Below are 18,574 nucleotides of genomic sequence, written 5' to 3' on the forward strand. Positions count from 1 at the left end.
GTGGATCTGATTAAGTTCAGAGTTAGTTTGTTCTTGCTCAATATCTCATTCTGCTGACGCTCAATGTATCACTTTGCTAGCTTGTCGATTAGCCGGATATTGACTGCTTAACCAGAGATTTGCTGTTCAAGTTGATAAGTCACTTCCTCAGCAAGGTTGAGTTGCTTGGCTAACTCTTTGAGGTAAGCCTTCTCCATAAAGTTTTGTTCATCCGCTACAATCAAAGACGCTAAATAGATCTCACTCGCTTGTTGAGGTGAGGTCGCGAGCTGAGCGATTTCGCTTGGATCGAGCGGTTTGTGCAGCTCTTCAGAGACCAATTTAGTCAGTTGATAATCGGCACCCATGTTTTCGACGGCTTGTTCGATCTTAGCCATCTCTTCTTCATCAACATGACCATCGGCTTTGGACGCTGCAATCATCGATCTGAGAATCAGCACGCTATGGTTTGAATCGTTCTCATCAAACTGAGCCTGTTCGACATTGGGTGTCTGACCTTGTTTAGACTGGTAGTCGTTGTAGACCTTATAAGCGAGAGCACCAAGTGCTGCTGCCCCACCAATGCCAGCGGCTTTCTTACCCATTTTTTTGGTTTTCTTCGAGCCCATTAACGCACCTAACAGTCCTCCTCCAACTGCGCCTGCACCGAAGGCTCCGAGTGTACTTTTACTGCTACTCTTGCCATTGCTGCCTTGAGAAAGGCCACTTAAACTTGAAGACCCTTGTGAAAGTTTCTGAGTGCCTTGTTTTACGAGATCTGATTTAAGTGCTTGGTTCAGTAAGCTTTTGATATCCATCGATACCTCCAATGGTGAGCATGTCCAAAAAGTTGATGACACCAATATACGGATTTGAAGATGAACAGGGGATTAACTTACGTTATTTACTCTAGGGATAAATAGAAGGGAGTTTGAAGGGAAACGACAGGCACAAAAAAGGCCACCTGATGGCAGCCTTTCAATGTTTATCTAGTCAGCAATCGGATTACTAAGCTAGTTGAGCGTTAAGGTGCTCGATAACCGTGTCCATTGCGATAGCTTCTTTATCACCAGTGCGGCGGTTTTTGTATTCGAAGTTGCCTTCGTCCATGCTGCGATCACCGATAACGATAGTGTGAGGGATACCCACTAGTTCGATATCTTTAAACATAACACCTGGGCGCTCTTTACGGTCATCGAATAAAACTTCGATACCCATAGCCGTTAATTCAGCGTATAGCTTCTCAGCTGCTTCTTTAACACGCTCAGATTTGTGCATGTTCATTGGTACGATAGCAACTTGGAATGGTGCTAGTGCGTCTGGCCAAGTGATACCAAATTTATCATGGTTTTGCTCGATAGCAGATGCAACAACACGTGAAACACCGATACCGTAACAACCCATTTCTAGGATTACGCTCTTACCATCAGGACCAAGCACGTTACAGTTCATTGCTTTAGAGTAAGTATTACCTAGTTGGAAGATGTGACCAACTTCGATACCACGCTTAAGCTGAATAGTACCTTGACCACATGGGCTAAGGTCGCCTTCAACAACGTTACGTAGATCTTCAACTTGAGCAAGCTCAACGTCACGACCCCAGTTGATGCCGAAGTAGTGCTTACCATCTACGTTTGCACCAGCGCCGAAGTCACTCATTACAGCAACAGAGCGGTCAACGATGAATGGTAGCTCTAGGCCAACAGGGCCAAGTGAACCAGGACCAGCACCAACAAGTGCACGGATTTCTTCTTCAGAAGCCATCTCTAGCGGAGAAGCAACCTGTGGAAGGTTTTCTGCTTTCACTTCGTTCAGTTCGTGGTCACCACGGATGATTAGCGCGATGATATCAGCGTCTACTTCATCAGAAGCTTTAACGAATAGAGTCTTAACAGTCTTCTCGATTGCTAGACCGTGTTGCTCTACAAGTTCTGCGATTGTTTTTGCGTTTGGCGTATCAACCAGTTCCATCTCTTGAGTTGGCGCTGCCGCTTCAGTCGTTGGAGCTAGTGCTTCTGCTTTCTCGATGTTCGCTGCGTAATCAGATTCAGAAGAGAATGCGATTAGGTCTTCGCCGCTTTCAGCAAGAACGTGGAATTCTTGAGAGCCGCTGCCGCCGATTGCGCCAGAGTCTGCCAATACTGGACGGTACTCAAGGCCCATGCGGTCGAATGCTTTACAGTAAGCATCGTGCATCGCTTGGTAAGACTTTTCTAAGCCTTCTTTATCGATATCAAAGCTGTACGCATCCATCATAGAGAATTCACGTGCACGCATTACACCAAAACGAGGGCGGCGCTCATCACGGAATTTAGTCTGGATTTGGTACAGGTTTAGAGGTAGCTGTTTGTAAGAGCTGATCTCGTTACGTACTAGGCTCGTTACCACTTCTTCTGCTGTTGGGCTAAGAACAAATGGACGAGAGTGACGGTCTGTGAAACGAAGTAGCTCAGGACCCATCTTTTCAGAACGGCCAGTCTCTTCCCAAAGCTCAAACGGTTGAACTACGGGCATCAAGATTTCAACGGCACCTGCATTATCGATCTCTTGGCGAACGATATTTTCGACTTTACGCAGTACACGTAGACCAGTAGGTAGCCAAGTATATAAACCTGAAGCTAGCTTACGGATCATACCTGCACGTAGCATCAGCTGGTGGCTGATAACTTCTGCGTCGTTTGGAGTCTCTTTCAAAGTAGAAAGAAGGTAGTTACTGGTACGCATTCTATGGTATCCGTTTCATCATTGATAAAAGAAAACTTGCTGTCGTTCGTGACCACAGCAAATCTGATATAGCCGCATATAATATCAGCCTATTTGGGATCTCAAAAGCGTTCAATGTCAGTTACATTGATGAAAAGCGTTTCAACCACGAATTTCACGTTAAGATCGAACAAATTTACCGCATATTCCTTGTTGTCAGGCTTACCTTTCTTATAGGCAGGGCGAGGATCTTGGCCTAATACTTCTTTGATCACCTGAATGATATGGCGCGCTTGTGGATGGCTTGCGAGCTTACTTTGCGCTTGCTGCGAAAAGTTAACGTCGAGCACTTCTGGTTCATCGGCGGCGAACCCTCCCAATGCATCCGGAATTGAATCTGAATAGGGGATATAAGGCTTGATGTCGATGATCGGTGTGCCGTCTACTAAGTCGACGCTGCCGAGATCCAACCAAGTCTGTCCTTTCTCTTGATACACACCTTTTAGTTCAACCGCAGACATGCCAATTCCATTTGGTCTGAATGTGGCACGTGACGCGAATACACCAATACGTTCATTCCCGCCAAGGCGAGGTGGCCTCACAGTTGGTTTCCAGCCTGCTTCAAGGTTCTTGTCGAACAGAAATAGTAACCAAACATGGCTAAATTGCTCGATATCACGAACAGACTCAAGGCAGTTTGCTGCATCAACCAACCTGACTCTTGAGGTGGATGTGGGTACCAACCTGGGCTGCCTTGGCACAGCGAACTTCTCTTTATAAGGAGACTCAATAAAGCCAACAGGTTCAATTGTGTACATAGTTGGGTGTTCTCTGATTACGATTAAGACGGGAAAATATCATAAAATCACTTGTTTTTCTTTTGATAATGATTAACATTTGTAATGTTATAACATATCAATTTAGTTATTTAAGGGAAATACAATGAAACCGAATATCCATCCAGATTACCGTCCCGTGGTTTTTCATGACACCAGTATCGATGAGTACTTCTTAATCGGCTCAACGCTAAAAACAGACCGTACTATCGAATGGGAAGACGGCAATACTTATCCTTACTTCACGATTGAGGTGTCGTCAAAGTCGCATCCTTTCTATACGGGTAAACAACGAGTGCTACATAAAGAGGGACGCGTTGCGAACTTCACTCGTCGTTTTGGTCAATTAGGTAAGGGAGCGAAATAGAATGAAAGTTGTGAAATCACTTAAAAGCGCGAAAAGCCGCCATCCTGATTGCCAGATAGTAAAGCGCAGAGGTCGTCATTATGTTATCTGCAAAACCAATCCGAGATTCAAAGCGGTTCAGAAATAGTCAGTCAAATTGATGTGACGTGAGTGTAAAAACGAGGGGAAAGTCAAACTTTATTCATTTCTCTGTTTTTCTTTTCCCTCGAGAAGAACCTGACAGGATATTGTGTATTAACTTAACGTATGGTGTGTTTTATTTTCAAGTGAATCAATGGGTTATACTATCAGTTATATTTGTAGTGAATGTGTAATTGTGAATTATAAATCTAGATTTTGTATTTAATATAGATTTATTTGCTAATTAATTGTTCAAATAGAGTTAAAAATAGTCGTTTGTTACACATTTTGTAACATTTTGAATTTCTAATTGATAATTTTGTCGCGTACCCTTCGCTGGCAATTTGAACATTTTTGTCACAATTGCATAGGAATCACTACAAGGAGGGAACTGATGAGTTCATCAGCTTCAATAAAAAACAACTCGCCAAAGAAACCTATTTTTACCCGTTTTCTCGATGGTGTTGAATATTTGGGGAACCTATTACCCCACCCGATCACTCTTTTCGCAATCTTCTGTGTCGCTATTCTAGTTACTTCAGGTATCGCAGGATATTTTGATGTGTCTGTTATGGACCCTCGTCCAGAAGGTGCTCCAGGTCGTGCTGCTGACGGTATGATCTACGTTGTAAGCTTACTTAATGCTGAAGGCTTACAGCTCATTGTTACTAATCTAGTGACAAACTTTGTTGGCTTTGCGCCATTAGGTACCGTGCTTGTTGCAATGCTAGGTGTAGCGATTGCTGAGCACTCAGGTCTATTATCTGCGGCGATGCGTGGCATGGTAATGGGCGCATCTAAGCGCATGGTTACGGTAACCGTAGTTTTTGCCGGTATTATCTCTAACACGGCTTCAGAGCTTGGTTATGTAGTACTTATCCCGCTTGCAGCAATGCTTTTCCACTCTTTGGGTCGTCACCCATTAGCAGGTCTAGCGGCAGCATTTGCTGGTGTATCTGGTGGTTACTCTGCAAACCTTCTAATCGGTACGGTTGACCCGCTGCTTTCTGGTATTACAACAACAGCAGCACAAATGATTGACCCGACTTACAACGTTGGTCCTGAATCAAACTGGTACTTCATGTTTGTTTCTACTTTCTTCATCGCGATTACAGGTGCATTTGTAACTGAGAAGATTGTTGAACCAAAACTGGGTAAATACAACGACGAAGAAGCGTCTGAAGATTTATCAAATGATTCAATGGGCAAGCTAACAGACGTTGAGAAGAAAGGCCTTAAGCTTGCGGGTATCGCAGTGCTAGCGGTTTCAGCGCTTCTTGCTTGGACGATTGTTCCAGCTGATGGTGTTCTGCGTTCAGCAGCAGGTACGGTTTCAGGTTCTCCATTCCTGAAAAGTATCGTAGCGTTCATCTTCGTATTCTTCGCAGTTCCTGGTTTTGTTTACGGTAAAGTTACCGGCACAATGAAAACAGACCGTGATGTAATCAATGCAATGTCTAAGTCTATGTCTTCAATGGGCATGTACATCGTACTTGTGTTCTTCGCTGCTCAGTTTGTTGCTTTCTTCAAGTGGACTAACTTCGGTCAAGTATTCGCAGTTGCAGGTGCTACTTTCCTACAAGATATCGGCCTAACGGGTCCAATGTTGTTCTTCGCATTCATCCTAATGTGTGGCTTCATTAACCTGATGATCGGTTCAGCTTCTGCTCAGTGGGCAGTAACAGCGCCAATCTTCGTTCCAATGCTAATGCTAGTAGGTTACGCGCCTGAAACGATTCAAGCGGCTTACCGTATCGGTGATTCAACAACCAACATCATTACGCCAATGATGAGCTACTTTGGTCTTATCCTTGCTGTAGCGACGCGTTACATGAAGAACCTAGGTATCGGTACTCTGATTGCAACTATGCTTCCATACTCAATCGTATTCTTGGTTGGTTGGAGCTTAATGTTCTACGTTTGGGTATTCGTATTTGGTCTACCAGTAGGCCCAGGTGCTGCAACGTACTACACGCCTTAGTCTTAAGGTTTAGATTTGTCTGTAGATGACTTGTTCCTAAAGACAATTCTTGCTTACAGATAGCTCTACTTATAGAGAACAAAAAAACCTGCGTTTATCGCAGGTTTTTTTTCGTTATGCCAACGGGAACTAGTAGGAGTAAGTCATGATGACATTGACGATTTTTCTGCCCGGGCCGCCGATGAACTCAAGGTTTGCTCCGTAAGTTTTTGTGATATTCCAATTTGCTCCGATTATCGCAGAGTAGTCTTCTGCGCTTTGCTGAGATAATTGATACGACAACCCGTCTACACCTAATGCGTTGTTTTCTTGCGTTAACCCTTCACTGTGCATGTAAGCGGCACCCACATAGGGGAAAATGTTACCCCAGTTTTCAGTTTGAATAAGTTGGCCAACTCGAGGGCTGAACAACATGGTTTTGGTATTGGTACGCTCATCGTCGGTGCGAGAGTGCGTCATACTGGCCGGAAGTACATAAGTGAAATCCCCAACCTGACCGACAATATTCATCGAAAATCCCCAGTTTGTGCCTTCCACATCCGGGTAAAACTCTGGGGTACTGACGGATTCTTTAGCGCAAGTGGGCAACCTTGGGTGATTATCGCAAGCTTTAAAGAGTGAGGTCGGTATTTCGGCTGTTAATTGAGTACCACCCGAGAAACGCCCAACATGTACGCCCATTTGTAGGAAGGGAAACACCCAAGCCGCAGCGCGCAGCTGCATGCTTTTGCTCTCGATTTCAGGATCGCCAAATGACACCTGCGAAAGGTCGTATCTGTCTCCTAAATCTACGTCGCCAACTTGCACGCCTAAGTCATACATTTCGATATTTTGTGCAGAAGCGTTACCGATGAATGAAAGAGAAAACGGTAGAGGCAGGGCATAACCGAGATCAATGGCCTTTTGGGCATGAAAAGGTAAAGCGTGTTCCCACTTCTTATTGAGCTTCTGCTGTGTTTCGGCATCAGGAAAATCGACTCGTGCACTTTCTTCTGCCCAACTTGATGTCGCGCCGATAGCCAATGCGACAACCGCACTTAACGTTATTAACTTTGTCATGGTGACCTCTTAAAACGCTTCGTTGATCGACAGATAAAGGCCTTGTGCATCATTGGAGCCAAAGCCGAGGTCGACACGAACGTTCATACGAGGTTGGAGTTCATAACGATAGCCAACGCCATAGCTGTAAATTTTATCCTGATACAGGTCATTGATGTTTTCAGCCGTTGTTGCGAGACCGGCCCACATCGTAAAGCCGTGTTTGGTGTAATCACCATTGCTCATAAATGACTGGCGATACTCCATGGTGTGCTCGACGCTGTGCATATCACGGTAGCGTCCGTAATAGATGCCACGCATGGAATCTTGGCCGCCAAAGGTTGGCAGTTCGTAATAGGGAACGTCGCCTGCGCTGAAATTTGCAGTATTGAGGAAAGCCAAGGTGGAGCCTTTGATTGGTGTCCAGTACAGACGGTAATCGGCTTCAGCTTTTTCAAAATTGGAGTCACTGCCAAAGTTGTCTTGGTAGCTCGCATATTCAAGGCTCAGAAACTGACCTTGACGAGCATTTACTGCGATGTCGCGGGTATCCCATTGTAAGGCTACACCTACCCCTAGCGTGAAGGGGTTATCTTGACCGTAGATAAAATCGGTATCTTGAGCGACGTTTGATGAAATAGATTCTTCAATCGCCTTTTTGTACTGCAGGCGAAGTATTGGCCCTAGGTAAATGTTGTTACCCAAGTGCATTCCGAGATCAGCGTTGTAGGTGACGAAGTCATAGTCGACTAAGTTCTCTTCATCTTTACCGTTATTGGCCCCTGACTGATAACCAGTACCGAAATAGTACAAGCTTTGTTTACCCATCGACAATTGGCCGAAGTAGCGAAGTTTATTCTGTGGAGAAAATATTTTTTGTTTAGAGCGAACACCAAAACCGACGCCGCTATCCATTTCATTGGCGATACCGACTAATGTGATGGAAGATCGTTGAGTTTTACTCGGTTGTTCAGGTGTTGTGTTAAATGAGTACAATCCACCGATGGCAAGCATAAAGCCCGTTTCTGGCATGTAAGCCGGGCCCCCAAGCAGTGAAAATAATCCGCTATCTTTGTTGTCTGGTGTTGAGGGGAGAACGGTATCTTCTTGTGCTAAAGAAGTAGAAGAGAATCCAAGGAGCAGGGAGCAGATCCATTGCAACGAGCCAAAAATAGTCGTTGTTTTACGTAGCATGGTGCACTCATGTGTTCACTAAAAGAGGGAGTATCCATGTCTGCGCTACGAGGAGGTAATGATCCGTTTCAATATCTGATATGTGTTAAGTGTATATCGTTGTTGGGATAAGGCTTGGAGCACCATCTTGACCGATTTCAAAATGGTGCATGTAAAATAGGTTGGCTCGTTTATTTGGACGAATAAACTCATAATCCCGCAAACCGATAGGTGACGCCTAGCTCGAATGACCAGCCCACGTCTCGTTGTATCAAAGCGCTGTCGCTGTCGTGATGAATTAAGTCTGATCGAGCGATACCAATCCAAGTTGGCGTGAACTCATAAAGCCCGATCAACCCCGCTTGATAAACAAACGTCGACTCCGCATCAAACTGGTTTAACCCTGAGGCAGAAGCTTCGGTGTTAGAAATACCATAAAGGTGACTGGACAGTTTCTTGTCACGATAATCGATCTCTAGGTAGGGCGTAATGGTGAATGGCTGCGTCCAGGTTTCTAATGTTCTGCCTAAGTGAAGCTGAACTTCGTAGCCGCTATGTTCTGAAGTCACATCGTGTAAGTAGGTAAGTCGTGCGCCTACCGTACCTAATGTTATCCCCAGCTCTCCATTACCATCTCTGTCTTGAATGCCATTAGGTAGGTCGACAAAAGTGTCTGACACCTCAGCAAAACGCCAATTTCCAGATAGTCCTACGTAAGGGAGCAGTTGCCAATTGGCTAAGCTGCCATCAATAAAGCCTTTTGGGCCTGAGTAGAATAGGTTGGGTGTCGCGCCAAATTGAGGGGCACTTTTAGTGGAGAAAACACTTTCACCGTAGGTGATGCTGCCTCCGATGATTCCGAACTCTTTATTAGCAAGGTCTTCACCAGCAAAGTTTTCATCGGCAAAAGAAACTTGGGTGTTGCAAAAAAGAATGGATAGCGAGAGGGCGATTCGACGAACCATAATCAATACTCCGTTATTGTAATAAATATCAAGAACGGAGTATGTCGATTAAAATTTCATCGGGACTACAGCTATTAAGAAACGACGATCAAAGGTGTCGTCATTCGGAAGGCTGTGGTTAGCGTTTGGCTAGCAGGCGATCGAGGTGGTTGGCAAACTCACGACGGTCGGTTTGAGAAAGGGCACTTGGTCCACCCGTTTGGATGCCACTTGAGCGCATAGTATCCATAAAGTCACGAATGTTCAGACGCGCTTTGATGGTCTCTTTGGTGTAAAGCTCACCACGAGAGCTGAGGGCTTGCCCACCTTTGGTGATCACTTCGTCAGCCAGGGGGATATCGGATGTAATCACAAGATCGCCAGGTTCAGTGCGTTTTACGATTTCATCATCAGCAATATCAAATCCGCTTGGCACTTGAATTGAGTGAATGTTATTACGTTTAGGAACAGGAACCAGATGGTTTGCCACAAAGGTACATTCAACCCCTGTGCGCTCAGCTGCGCGTACGATTGTTTCTCGGATAACCTTTGGACAAGCGTCCGCATCAACCCATATCTTCATAGTGTTCTATTTCTCTGTTAGCTTATTTATCGGTCAACTTATTGTTCAGTTAACTTATTGTTCAGTCAACTTGGCTTCAAGTGTGGCAACGCGAGCAGTGAGTTCAAGGATTTGCTTTTCCAGTTGGCTAACACGATCAAGTGCCGGCTCTTCTTGTGTCGCGACTTCAACTTTAGGAACGCGATTTGCGCTTTTCCAGCTCTTGATAGTCGTGATTAAAGCGGGCATCGGAACGGATGTGCTCATACGAGCCTTAACTAAAGCAACTGTCGGCTCTTTCCCTTGCGCTTGCAGTCCTTCAAGCACTGATTTCAACTCTTCAGAAACATCTTTTGTCAGCATGTTGACCTCCATTTTTAGTCTTCAGTCATTTTACTCGCTCTGGTGAATGATAGCGAATCATAAAACCGCCCATGGCTTGTGAGAGATCTCTTACAAAGGCTGTGAGATAACACGAATACATCGCTAGAGAGATTGATGTGCATATAGTTAAGGTGTTGAATTTTATTTGTTTTATATAATTAACAACTTTCTTGAATTCAAAATGTGATGCAAATCTATTGTCCGAAATCCTAAATCGCGTAAATTAAACCTTGTCGGAAGGATTCTGACACGGAACAGGAAAGCACCAAGGATTTGGTTATCTTCAGGATGAAGATTTGGTTACTTAGGATTGAGTGATCAAGCATGGAGCGTAAGGACATTGTAGGGATACAGTCAGTTAACAGGAAGTTAGCTGCAACGGAATGACAATGGACACCTTTAGGATTAAAGGGTTGGATTAGCATCAGGACGATGTAAAGGACACCGCTCACGGAACAAGTGATGTGCGCTAACTAGGATTGTTAGCTTTCAGGATGATTGGACACCGCTAGGACGGCGAAGTAAAGGAAAGAGCTGAAGGATTACAGCCACTATTATGGATGATGCATGGAGCATTAATTAGTAGCCGGACTGCTGCGAGTAAGACCCTAGCCCTGACACTTCGGTGTCGGGGCTTTTCTTTTCCTGAGGCTTTTCTCTATCTAGGAGGCTCTTTTTAATCGAGAGCTTTTTCATCTAAGAGTGCAACATCTGCTTTTCTGCTAATGGTCAACACAAGGAGTGTTTTATGACGATAGCAACCTCAAGAACGCTGTTGGTACCTTATACTGAACAGCTAGAACTCGACTTTATCAAGTTAAATTGCTGCCCCATTAATCGTGCTGAAATGAATGGGCCTCACTCTGTCGCCTCTGCGAAGCATCTTTTTCAAGAAATACTGCAAGATAACGTAGGCTTTTGCCGCGCGATCATCCACAACCAAACCCGTGAATATCTTGGACATGTCTTTGTTTCATCGGAAAAGGGGAAGCATGAACTTGGCTTTATTTTGGATAAAGAATACTGGAATCAAGGTTTTGCTAGTGAGGTACTTAAGCCTTTCTTTAGTTTAGTGCGTTTTGAAGAGCGTCTAACGAATGTTGTTGCGACTGTGAATGTCGGCCACAACCCATCGATTAAGCTATTAGAAAAATTAGGCTTTGCATTTAAAGAGACCAAACAAGATCAGTTTGGCCCTTATCATGAATATCGTTATACCGAGTATTGCGACGTTACATTCTATGAGGCTGTAGCTCAAACCGCATAGAACGGAAGCCTACCATGGTCAGTTTCCCTTGGTATAGGTCATCACCCAACGCTGAAAACTCAAATTGATACACAGTGTGCCAGCGCCAAATGGTGGTGAGCTCATGGCGCATCTTAAGTTTATGACCACTAAAGGCAACACTTAATAGCTGTAAGTCGAGCTCTTTACATTTTCTTGCAATGGCAGCTTTCGCAAGCTCAGATTGCCTGCGCTGCTGCCAAAACAGAAAGCAAAAGAAGCACAGCATCAAAATAGCCAATAAGTTATCTATCATTTAATCCATACTTCCTTTTATCTCTCTATTCCGTTCGTGATTTGAGCTTTTTGTTAAGAGCTACTGAGCTGTTATGTCTGGTATCTATTGCGACTTAGCCGCTTGTTGTAATTCAACAAGTGCATTGGCAAGTTCTGGTGATGGGTTTGAGTTCAATAATGGTAAAAATACCATTCTCAGAGTTGGAATCATCACTAAATCTGCAAATAACTGATTGAACAGGTTTTGGTTGCCCGTTTGTGCGAGACGCAGCAAGAACTGCTCAGCAATCGATGGATCTTGCAGTGCGTGCCAACTGCGACCTGCCAAACCAATTAACACTTCTTGGTGACTTAAGCGCGGGCTAGCCAATACTTGATGAATCACGGCGTTGGTTGTGGTTTGTTCTGCGCCAGAAAGGGCACGTACCAGTGCTGACAGTAAGAACAGATCTGGCTCTTGACTGTTGATCTCATTTTCAGCCATCTCTTGTAAGCGTTGAGCCAGCTTGTCATTAATTTGCGTGTGCTCAAGCGCCCCTAGTGTTGCGTATAGAGGTTCTGATGGCAGTTTATTCAATGCTTTGCGAATCGCGACACCATTTTGTTGGCTGCCTAAACGAGCACACATATCTGTGATGCCTTGTAGGCCAACGGTTTTCCAGTTGTCCCAGCCTAGATCGCCTGTGAAGTAGTGTTGAGCGTGTTCGTAGTATTGGCTCGTTGCAAGGTCTAAACCTGCTCTTACTTGGCTATGGAACACGGCCATTTTGTCTTCTGAAGGCTTGAAGGTATATGGGTTGTTTGACAGCTTTTGTTGTTGCTCTTCGCTGATCTCACCGTTCAAACGTGTGCCCATCGCTTCGATAACAAACTTAAGGAAATTGCCGATATCACCTTGATGTAATAGGCCTCTTTCGTCCAGTTTGAATTTTAGGAACCAGATCCACGGTTGCTTGTGTTCGTTCCAGTAACTAATCGCTAAGTGAGCTTGTTTCTGAAGTGGAAATGGGTACGGCTGTTTCCCTTGCTCAACATCAGAGAATAAGGTGTTGTCGATCTTCTGAATACGGCGACCTAGGTCGTAGATATCGTATTGGCAACCGCTATTCTTTAGTAACTGAGTGAGCGTGTGAATCGTTTCCATAGTAATAAAGCTCCTAACTTTCTTTCCTAAATAGATGGTACTCTATGCCCCAATTTCAAGGTCACTAGATAAATAACTTGGTGAAAAATGACAGCAGCCACAAAGTTACCTCTTTTACTTCAACAATTAGAACAACAAATGCGCCAATGTTCCCTATGGAGCACGCTTCCGCCTTCGGATGAAGCTCTGGCGAGCGTAGAACCTTTTGCTATTGATTCTCTACAGCCAGAAGAGTGGTTGCAGTGGATCTTTATCGTTAAGATCAACGCAATGATGGATGCGAAAATGCCGCTACCGAAGGGCTTTGCTATCCATCCTTATTTTGGTGAAGTGTGGAAAAATGAGGCAGACAAAGTCGAACTGCTAGTGACGATTCAGAGCATTGATGAGGTATGCGCGTAATGTTAGAGATCATTTATCAAGATGAGTACTTTGTCGCGGTGAATAAGCCCGCTGGCATGTTAGTGCATCGCTCATGGTTGGATAAACACGAAACGCAATTTGTTATGCAGACACTGCGTGATCAAATTGGTCAGCATGTCTTTCCGTTACACCGTTTAGACAGACCGACATCAGGTGTGTTGGTATTTGCCTTATCGAGTGAGGTTGCTTCACAGGTGATGCCAATGTTCGCTAATCATGAGATGCAAAAAACCTATCATGCGATTGTCCGTGGTTGGATAGAAGAGGGCGATACGCTCGATTATGCACTTAAGGTTGAGCTGGATAAGATCGCAGATAAGTTCGCGAAAGAAGACAAAGAAGCGCAAGAGGCTGTAACAGTCTATGAACCGCTAGCAAAAGTAGAAGTGCCATATTCAACAGGGCGTTTTCCTACGAGCCGCTACTGCTTGGTTGAGATGATGCCAAAGACAGGCCGCAAACATCAGCTGCGTCGTCACATGGCTCACCTAAGACATCCGATTGTCGGTGATACCTCACATGGTGATGGTAAGCACAACCGACTGTTCCGTGATGATTTAGATTCGCACCGCTTGTTGTTGCACGCTTCTGAGCTTCGCTTTATCCATCCTTTCACAAAAGAAGAGTTGGTGATGAAAGCCAACCTGGATGAAACTTGGCTAAGGTTGTTTGAAACCTTTGAGTGGGATACTAACTTAATCGATGCTCAAACTTGCTTGTCTAAGTAAGTCACGCGTGTTTTAAGCAATCGCGAGTCTAAGTGAATAGAGAAAATAGAATAAAAAACAAAGGGCTGATAGTGATATCAGCCCTTTTTGTATCTGTATAACATTAACGGCATAACTAATGTTGGTTAGTTAACAGTAATAGTTAGTCGCGGGATCATTTTAGCTTTTCTAGATCGGCTTCGATCTCAGCAATCTTACTTGATACCACTTTCTCTAGATGGCGTAAGTCGGTAAGGATCTTCTGCTTCACATCCACCTCAGCCGTTGGCGTCGGTTTGGTGATCTTGTTGAGCTCATCAATCACAAGAGTGAGGTTGCGGTTAATCTCTGTCACTTCTTTGTATTGATTATTGCCACCGCTAACAAGCACACTTTTTACTTGTCGTGGGTACTTAAACTTAACGCTTTTCGCGAACAGTTCACCTTTCTGCTTACGAAAGTAAATCTTCAGGATATCTTTGTGCGCTTCTTGGCGAAGGGAGTAACGTTCAATCTGTTTAGGTTCGTGGATACCTAAGCCAGTGAGGTTTGGATACATAAGCGACCTCTAGGTTATGAATGTAATACTTTTATGTAATTGACTTGATCAATGTAGCAGCCTAACGACGAGCTAGATAGTTGATATCTGTGAATTGATTGTAAGTTGTGGGCAAGATCGCTCTCTATCTTTGCCCACACTTATTTGGTTATTAAACCTGCTTTTAGACTGAATTCGCTGTCTAAGGTGCCAGTTCAGAAACGTGCTCGGTTAATCGTTCTCTTAGCGCCTGCTCTTGCTCTTCAGACAACCTTCCTCCCGCTTCACTGGTCAGAATAAACAAATCCTCTGCTCGCTCACCTATGGTGGTGATTTTGGCACCGTGTAAGTTGATGTCTAGCTCCGCAAAGGTTGCACCGACTTGAGCCAATAACCCCGGCGTATCAAGGGCTCTTAACTCCATCAAGGTGCGTTTCTTGCTCTTGGTTGGTAGGAACTCAACTAAGGTTTTTACTTTAAAGTGCTGCAAGTTACGTGGCGTGCGGCGTGTCTTAATCTTAGTTGGGCGGCCATCAGCCAATACATGAGTCAGATGTTTAGCAACGGCTTTGTGTCTTGCTTCATCAATGGCTTCACCATGTTGGTCTAGTACGATAAAGGTATCCAAAACATGACCATCTTTGCTGACCATGACTTGGGCGTCATGAACGTTAAAGTTACGTCTGTCGAGTTCGGCAACCACGGTCGCAAACAGTGCTGCTTGGTCTTTACAGTAAACGAACACTTCTGTGCCACCACGCGTCGCTTTTTTGCTGATCAGCACGAGTGGTTGGCTTGGGTCTTCTAGGAGAAGTAAGTGCTCGCAGTGCCAAGCGATTTGTTTATGTGTGTGGCGCAAGAAATAATCAGCTTTAAAGCGTTGCCACAACACTTCAATCTCACGAGCGGTGAAGCCTTCTTTACGCAGCAGTGCTGATGCCATTTGTTGGTTGTGACGAATACGGTCTCTGACATCGACTGGGTTTTCCAATCCGCGGCGCAGTGCGCGCTGCGTAGAGTGGAATAGCTCAGCTAACAGGGTTCGTTTCCAACTGTTCCATAGCTCAGGGTTCGTCGCACAGATATCGGCAACGGTTAAGCAAACCAGTAGCTCGAGTGATTCTTCATCACGCACTTTTTTGGCGAATTCGGTGATCACATCTGGGTCGTAGATATCACGACGTTGAGCCGTTACTGACATCAGCAGGTGATTTTGAACTAGCCACGCCACTTGTTTGGCTTCAGGCTTTGAGAGCCCATGTTCAATACAGAAAGAGTAAGCCTCAACCGCACCAATCTCAGAGTGGTCTCCGCCGCGGCCTTTACCTATGTCGTGGAAGATAGCGGCAAGAATCAGCAACTCTTTCTTCTGTACTCGAGGATACACTTCACAGCAGATAGGGTGCTTATCGTGGTTTTCGATTTGACCAAAGCGGTTGATGTGCTTGAGCAGGCGGATACTGTGTTCATCCACGGTGTAAACATGGAATAGGTCAAACTGCATCTGACCAACGATCTGGCTCCATTGTGGTAAGTACGCCGAGAGTACGCCCAACTTGTGCATTAAGCTAAAGGCCTTGTGCAGAGCATTTGGGTGGCGAACTAGATCCATAAACTTGTCACGAGCTTCAGGAATGGTATGCAGGAATCGGTTCAATCGACGGCGTGCAGTTCGCAGTTGTCGTAATGTTGGGGGACTAACCCCTTCGATAGTCGAGTCATTGGCGATATGGATGAACATATCGAGAATGGTTTCTGGTCTTGCTTGGAATAGGGCAGGCTTGCGCGCTTCGATCAACGAACCTCGGCGTTGGAAGTCGTCGTCGAGAATTTCAGCGTCTTGGGTTTGACCGCCATTGATGATCGCTTGATCGAACAGCTTAAGCAGCATCTTATTCAGTTCAGCAACACGACGAAGGGTTCGGTAGAACTCTTTCATCATCATCTCAACACCGCGGTTGCCTTCGCCCGTATAACCCAGGTGTTCAGCGACTTGAGCTTGATGGGCAAAGGTGAGGCGGTTGTCGTAACGGCGCAGTTCAATGTGCAGTGCAAAACGAACTCGCCATAGGAAATCTTGGCACTCAACTAATTCACGATACTCCGCATCGGTTAGAAAGCCGTATTTGCTCATCTCTAACAAAGAGGTCGCACCGAAATGGCGACGTGCAACCCAGCTCAGGGTATGGATGTCTCTGAGTCCGCCCGGAGTCGATTTAATGTCCGGCTCTAGGTTGTAAGTGGTGTCGTGGTAGCGAGCGTGACGCTCTCTCTGTTCTTGAATCTTAGCCTTGTAGAAGGTTTCACTTGGCCAAAATGAATCGGAGTGAATCTTCAGTTTTAGCTCTTGGAAAGTGTCTTCACTGCCACATAACAATCGTGATTCTTGAAGGTTGGTCGCAACGGTTAAATCATCAATGCCGATTTCAAGACATTCGGCAATTGTGCGCACAGCGTGGCCGACTTCTAATCTTAGATCCCAGAGTAGGGTGATGAATTGGCTGACCTTCTCGCCGAGCGCTGGTGGCAATGTTTTTTGCGAGACGATGAGAATATCAATGTCAGACAAAGGATGCAGTTCGCCACGACCATAACCACCCACTGCGACAAGTGAAATATGAGGCAGTTTGTTGAATCCGAAATTTTCCCACAAACGATTGAGAAGTAAATCCATGTATTCGGAGCGCAGTAGAACCAAATCGGTGACGGGGTGGTGGTTCAGAAATTCATTTTTTTGATACTGCGTGAAGATCTCGAGCTGATTTTTTAATTCGCAGATTTCAATTTGTTCGTCATTGAACGTAAGAGGGCATTGATAAGGCATAGTCTGCTATCCGTGCAAGCAAATGAGAATAGTAAACAATTTAACAGAAGCTGATGGAAAATCGAAATTGAGCGGATAAAAAAATATCCTCGACAATGCGAGGATATTTTCAAAAGGCTGATGCGTTCAGTTCGGTGAACTAAGCGTTCTTCATGATACGTGGGATTGTATCATCGCTGCGCAGTGTTAGTACTTCACAACCAGTATCAGTTACAACCAGAGTGTGCTCCCATTGAGCCGAGTTCTTGCTGTCTGCTGTGTATACTGTCCAGCTATCTTCGTCATCAAGACGACAGCCAAACTTACCCGCGTTGATCATTGGCTCGATAGTGAAGCACATGCCGGCTTTTAGTACGGTGCGATCGCTGTTCTTGTAGTGAACCACTTGTGGATCTTCGTGGAACTCAGAACCAATGCCGTGGCCACAGTAATCTTTAACAATAGAGAACTTCGCACGTGGGTTGTTCTTGTTGTTTGTTTTGATGTACTTCTCGATAGCAGTACCGATTTGACCAAGTTGAACACCTGGCTTAACTTGGCGCATGCCTTCGTAAAGTGCTTCTTGAGCAACCATGCACAGACGCTTGTTTGCTGGAGAAACCTCACCCACAAGGAACATCTTAGAGGTGTCACCGTGGTAACCCTGTGGACGAACGCTTAGATCAGCGTTTTCGTCATCAGGAATGATTACCGTGATATCAACGTTAAGAATGTCGCCATCTTTTAATACAGCCGGTTTGAATTGACCTGTGCTGCCAGTCTCATCTTGTGATGCTGGAATACCGTGACACACAATGTGGTTGATAGACGTACAGATTGACTTAGGGAAACCGTGGTAATCAAGTGGTGCTGAGTATGCGCCTCTTTCTAGAGCGTACTCGTGACAGATTTGGTTTAGCTCTTCTGTCGTTGTACCTACTTGGATATGAGGTTCAATCATCTCTAGAATTTCAGAAGCCAGCTTGCCGGCGACGCGCATTTTTTCAATTTCTTCAGCAGTTTTAATTTTTACAGCCATTGCATATCTCTTAATTTGGTAGCACCTAAGTGTGCATATTGGGGCTATTCTATCAGTGCAGCATTTTAGCGCAACATTCCCATGTCCATACATTGCTGGTGGATACTGCTCAACGTGAGTGAATCGTGATCGATTTATTGAGCCTGAAGTGAATGAATAGCGACACTATTTATAGGCGAAATTCTCCGATAGGGATCAGTATAGCAGTCGCCATTTTTAGAATTTTTTCTAGCCATAGATAGACAAAATATGGTATAAAGCGCGCCGGACATCAGGACTGTTTTCTCCAATTGGCGAAACAAGCTTTATGT

Annotated in this window: 19 protein-coding genes; 6 read left to right on the plus strand and 13 right to left on the minus strand. The window is 44.9% G+C overall.

The window, feature by feature from the left end:
• Positions 1 to 107 precede the first annotated feature (107 nt).
• From AB4484_RS07835 to tsaA, 3 genes are all read right to left on the minus strand, one after another.
• Positions 108 to 797 carry a tellurite resistance TerB family protein gene (locus tag AB4484_RS07835; protein ID WP_372077392.1) on the minus strand — a complete coding sequence of 230 codons (690 nt, stop codon included), beginning with the start codon at positions 795 to 797 and terminating at the stop codon, positions 108 to 110.
• A gap of 190 nt (positions 798 to 987) precedes the next feature.
• Positions 988 to 2,703 (minus strand): proline--tRNA ligase, encoded by a 1,716-nt coding sequence (locus AB4484_RS07840; protein WP_372077394.1) that lies wholly within the window; start codon positions 2,701 to 2,703, stop codon positions 988 to 990.
• 101 nt (positions 2,704 to 2,804) lie between these two features.
• The gene (gene tsaA, locus AB4484_RS07845) at positions 2,805 to 3,500 is read right to left on the minus strand and encodes a tRNA (N6-threonylcarbamoyladenosine(37)-N6)-methyltransferase TrmO (protein ID WP_372077396.1); all 696 of its coding nucleotides are present in this window, start codon (positions 3,498 to 3,500) and stop codon (positions 2,805 to 2,807) included.
• Between the two features lie 124 nt (positions 3,501 to 3,624).
• Here tsaA and AB4484_RS07850 point away from each other — a divergent pair, with 124 nt between their 5' ends.
• From AB4484_RS07850 to AB4484_RS07860, 3 genes are all read left to right on the plus strand, one after another.
• Complete coding sequence (locus AB4484_RS07850) at positions 3,625 to 3,885, plus strand: type B 50S ribosomal protein L31 (RefSeq protein WP_215404363.1); 261 nt, start codon at positions 3,625 to 3,627, stop codon at positions 3,883 to 3,885.
• Between the two features lies 1 nt (position 3,886).
• Positions 3,887 to 4,012, plus strand: coding sequence for a type B 50S ribosomal protein L36 (gene ykgO / locus AB4484_RS07855; RefSeq protein ID WP_004734365.1), 126 nt, complete (start codon positions 3,887 to 3,889; stop codon positions 4,010 to 4,012).
• Between the two features lie 387 nt (positions 4,013 to 4,399).
• Positions 4,400 to 5,986, plus strand: a complete 1,587-nt coding sequence (locus tag AB4484_RS07860; RefSeq protein WP_372077398.1) for an AbgT family transporter — start codon at positions 4,400 to 4,402, stop codon at positions 5,984 to 5,986.
• A 129-nt stretch (positions 5,987 to 6,115) separates the two neighbouring features.
• Here AB4484_RS07860 and AB4484_RS07865 read toward each other — a convergent pair whose 3' ends face one another.
• From AB4484_RS07865 to AB4484_RS07885, 5 genes are all read right to left on the minus strand, one after another.
• Entirely contained in the window at positions 6,116 to 7,045 is a 930-nt protein-coding gene (locus AB4484_RS07865) for a hypothetical protein (protein WP_082241876.1), read from the minus strand.
• A 9-nt stretch (positions 7,046 to 7,054) separates the two neighbouring features.
• Positions 7,055 to 8,218 carry a BamA/TamA family outer membrane protein gene (locus AB4484_RS07870; protein WP_081090219.1) on the minus strand — a complete coding sequence of 388 codons (1,164 nt, stop codon included), beginning with the start codon at positions 8,216 to 8,218 and terminating at the stop codon, positions 7,055 to 7,057.
• Positions 8,219 to 8,406: 188 nt separating this feature from the next.
• The gene (locus AB4484_RS07875; protein ID WP_372077401.1) at positions 8,407 to 9,162 is read right to left on the minus strand and encodes a MipA/OmpV family protein; all 756 of its coding nucleotides are present in this window, start codon (positions 9,160 to 9,162) and stop codon (positions 8,407 to 8,409) included.
• Positions 9,163 to 9,280: 118 nt separating this feature from the next.
• Complete coding sequence (locus tag AB4484_RS07880) at positions 9,281 to 9,724, minus strand: YaiI/YqxD family protein (protein WP_009847429.1); 444 nt, start codon at positions 9,722 to 9,724, stop codon at positions 9,281 to 9,283.
• 54 nt (positions 9,725 to 9,778) lie between these two features.
• Entirely contained in the window at positions 9,779 to 10,066 is a 288-nt protein-coding gene (locus tag AB4484_RS07885) for a hypothetical protein (RefSeq protein WP_017110392.1), read from the minus strand.
• 769 nt (positions 10,067 to 10,835) lie between these two features.
• On the opposite strand from AB4484_RS07885, the gene AB4484_RS07890 reads away from it, so the two are divergent.
• A complete protein-coding gene (locus AB4484_RS07890; RefSeq protein ID WP_048612224.1) occupies positions 10,836 to 11,354 on the plus strand; it encodes a GNAT family N-acetyltransferase in 519 nt (172 codons plus the stop codon).
• Here AB4484_RS07890 and AB4484_RS07895 read toward each other — a convergent pair.
• Positions 11,320 to 11,628, minus strand: a complete 309-nt coding sequence (locus tag AB4484_RS07895; RefSeq protein ID WP_017060748.1) for a DUF3301 domain-containing protein — start codon at positions 11,626 to 11,628, stop codon at positions 11,320 to 11,322. The two genes, AB4484_RS07890 and AB4484_RS07895, sit on opposite strands and share 35 nt — an antisense overlap.
• Before the next feature lie 84 nt (positions 11,629 to 11,712).
• Positions 11,713 to 12,753: a DUF3549 family protein gene (locus AB4484_RS07900; protein WP_372077404.1), complete on the minus strand. Its 1,041-nt coding sequence runs from the start codon at positions 12,751 to 12,753 to the stop codon at positions 11,713 to 11,715.
• Positions 12,754 to 12,840: 87 nt separating this feature from the next.
• On the opposite strand from AB4484_RS07900, the gene AB4484_RS07905 reads away from it, so the two are divergent.
• Both AB4484_RS07905 and truC read left to right on the plus strand, forming a co-directional pair.
• Positions 12,841 to 13,155 (plus strand): YqcC family protein, encoded by a 315-nt coding sequence (locus AB4484_RS07905; protein WP_050645787.1) that lies wholly within the window; start codon positions 12,841 to 12,843, stop codon positions 13,153 to 13,155.
• The gene (gene truC, locus AB4484_RS07910) at positions 13,155 to 13,904 is read left to right on the plus strand and encodes a tRNA pseudouridine(65) synthase TruC (protein ID WP_017060745.1); all 750 of its coding nucleotides are present in this window, start codon (positions 13,155 to 13,157) and stop codon (positions 13,902 to 13,904) included. Before AB4484_RS07905 ends, truC begins: the two co-directional genes overlap by 1 nt.
• 154 nt (positions 13,905 to 14,058) lie before the next feature.
• On the opposite strand, the gene AB4484_RS07915 is transcribed toward truC, so the two are convergent.
• From AB4484_RS07915 to map, 3 genes are all read right to left on the minus strand, one after another.
• Complete coding sequence (locus AB4484_RS07915; RefSeq protein ID WP_004734354.1) at positions 14,059 to 14,442, minus strand: DUF3461 family protein; 384 nt, start codon at positions 14,440 to 14,442, stop codon at positions 14,059 to 14,061.
• A 181-nt stretch (positions 14,443 to 14,623) separates the two neighbouring features.
• Positions 14,624 to 17,245, minus strand: a complete 2,622-nt coding sequence (gene glnD, locus AB4484_RS07920) for a bifunctional uridylyltransferase/uridylyl-removing protein GlnD (RefSeq protein ID WP_372077406.1) — start codon at positions 17,243 to 17,245, stop codon at positions 14,624 to 14,626.
• A gap of 139 nt (positions 17,246 to 17,384) precedes the next feature.
• Complete coding sequence (gene map, locus AB4484_RS07925) at positions 17,385 to 18,263, minus strand: type I methionyl aminopeptidase (RefSeq protein WP_048612219.1); 879 nt, start codon at positions 18,261 to 18,263, stop codon at positions 17,385 to 17,387.
• Positions 18,264 to 18,574 lie beyond the last annotated feature (311 nt).

The sequence above is a fragment of the Vibrio sp. 10N.261.46.A3 genome, from assembly GCF_041472995.1.
Taxonomy (GTDB): domain Bacteria; phylum Pseudomonadota; class Gammaproteobacteria; order Enterobacterales; family Vibrionaceae; genus Vibrio; species Vibrio coralliirubri.

Bases quoted from the DNA above. Each gene is read 5' to 3' on its own strand.
- AB4484_RS07900 (WP_372077404.1), bottom strand. From the start codon at position 12,753: ATGGAAACGATTCACACGCTCACTCAGTTACTAAAGAATAGCGGTTGC.
- AB4484_RS07875 (WP_372077401.1), bottom strand. From the start codon at position 9,162: ATGGTTCGTCGAATCGCCCTCTCGCTATCCATTCTTTTTTGCAACACC.
- AB4484_RS07905 (WP_050645787.1), top strand. From the start codon at position 12,841: ATGACAGCAGCCACAAAGTTACCTCTTTTACTTCAACAATTAGAACAA.
- AB4484_RS07840 (WP_372077394.1), bottom strand. From the start codon at position 2,703: ATGCGTACCAGTAACTACCTTCTTTCTACTTTGAAAGAGACTCCAAAC.
- map (WP_048612219.1), bottom strand. From the start codon at position 18,263: ATGGCTGTAAAAATTAAAACTGCTGAAGAAATTGAAAAAATGCGCGTC.
- AB4484_RS07860 (WP_372077398.1), top strand. From the start codon at position 4,400: ATGAGTTCATCAGCTTCAATAAAAAACAACTCGCCAAAGAAACCTATT.
- truC (WP_017060745.1), top strand. From the start codon at position 13,155: ATGTTAGAGATCATTTATCAAGATGAGTACTTTGTCGCGGTGAATAAG.
- glnD (WP_372077406.1), bottom strand. From the start codon at position 17,245: ATGCCTTATCAATGCCCTCTTACGTTCAATGACGAACAAATTGAAATC.
- AB4484_RS07870 (WP_081090219.1), bottom strand. From the start codon at position 8,218: ATGCTACGTAAAACAACGACTATTTTTGGCTCGTTGCAATGGATCTGC.
- AB4484_RS07890 (WP_048612224.1), top strand. From the start codon at position 10,836: ATGACGATAGCAACCTCAAGAACGCTGTTGGTACCTTATACTGAACAG.
- AB4484_RS07915 (WP_004734354.1), bottom strand. From the start codon at position 14,442: ATGTATCCAAACCTCACTGGCTTAGGTATCCACGAACCTAAACAGATT.
- AB4484_RS07865 (WP_082241876.1), bottom strand. From the start codon at position 7,045: ATGACAAAGTTAATAACGTTAAGTGCGGTTGTCGCATTGGCTATCGGC.
- AB4484_RS07850 (WP_215404363.1), top strand. From the start codon at position 3,625: ATGAAACCGAATATCCATCCAGATTACCGTCCCGTGGTTTTTCATGAC.
- AB4484_RS07835 (WP_372077392.1), bottom strand. From the start codon at position 797: ATGGATATCAAAAGCTTACTGAACCAAGCACTTAAATCAGATCTCGTA.
- AB4484_RS07880 (WP_009847429.1), bottom strand. From the start codon at position 9,724: ATGAAGATATGGGTTGATGCGGACGCTTGTCCAAAGGTTATCCGAGAA.
- AB4484_RS07885 (WP_017110392.1), bottom strand. From the start codon at position 10,066: ATGCTGACAAAAGATGTTTCTGAAGAGTTGAAATCAGTGCTTGAAGGA.
- tsaA (WP_372077396.1), bottom strand. From the start codon at position 3,500: ATGTACACAATTGAACCTGTTGGCTTTATTGAGTCTCCTTATAAAGAG.
- AB4484_RS07895 (WP_017060748.1), bottom strand. From the start codon at position 11,628: ATGATAGATAACTTATTGGCTATTTTGATGCTGTGCTTCTTTTGCTTT.
- ykgO (WP_004734365.1), top strand. From the start codon at position 3,887: ATGAAAGTTGTGAAATCACTTAAAAGCGCGAAAAGCCGCCATCCTGAT.